The organism is Aeromonas sp. QDB18 (assembly GCF_027705325.1).
Taxonomy (GTDB): domain Bacteria; phylum Pseudomonadota; class Gammaproteobacteria; order Enterobacterales; family Aeromonadaceae; genus Aeromonas; species Aeromonas caviae.
Genome location: NZ_JAPDBQ010000351.1, coordinates 1 through 643 on the forward strand (window position 1 = coordinate 1; position 643 = coordinate 643).

A 643-nucleotide genomic window follows, 5' to 3' on the forward strand; every position below is an offset into this window, starting at 1 on the left:
AGCAAGCTGGGATGACAATTATCGGGCACAACTATTCTTTGGTTAAATAACCAACAAAGTATGCTCCCGCCCTGGGTTAAATAACCCGACCTGACCTCTAACTGGTAGTTTTCATTCAGATATGAGGGATCAAGCGCAGGTGAGGTATTCATACCTACAGGTGGTAGCTGCGCATTATCACCTATAAAAATAATCTTTTTATTGTGATCGTTATGATCGATATTGATAAACTTGAGTAAATCCTTTAATAAGAATCCGGAACCAAAACGGAAAAACTCACCATCTGAATATCTATCAGATAGCATGGAGGCTTCATCAATGATGTAAACCGCTTCTGCTGTATCTATGTTCGCTTTTAAATCCGCATAGCAGCGGTACGTTTCAGAGCCATCAACGCCATCAATTTTGTATTCTTTAACGTTATCGTAATTATAGATGGCACGATGTATTGTACAGGCAGATTGCATGGTTTTATCTGAGACAACCTTAGCAGCCTTACCGGTCGGTGCCATAATGGTAAACTGACGACCTATTTTTTCCAAATACTGAGTAATACCTTTAGTAATGTAACCGTTCACCGGCCCCGGCTTGACTAAGCCGAGGTCAGGTTGAATACGTCAGGATAAGGCTGGCCCGTCATGAC

1 protein-coding gene is annotated in these 643 nt (G+C 41.7%); it reads right to left on the reverse strand.

What is annotated here, in order from left to right; all coding sequences use genetic code 11:
• On the reverse strand, positions 1-578 hold a 578-nt coding region (locus tag OKC30_RS21305), incomplete at its 3' end, for an AAA family ATPase (protein ID WP_270809845.1).
• Positions 579-643: the final 65 nt, after the last annotated feature.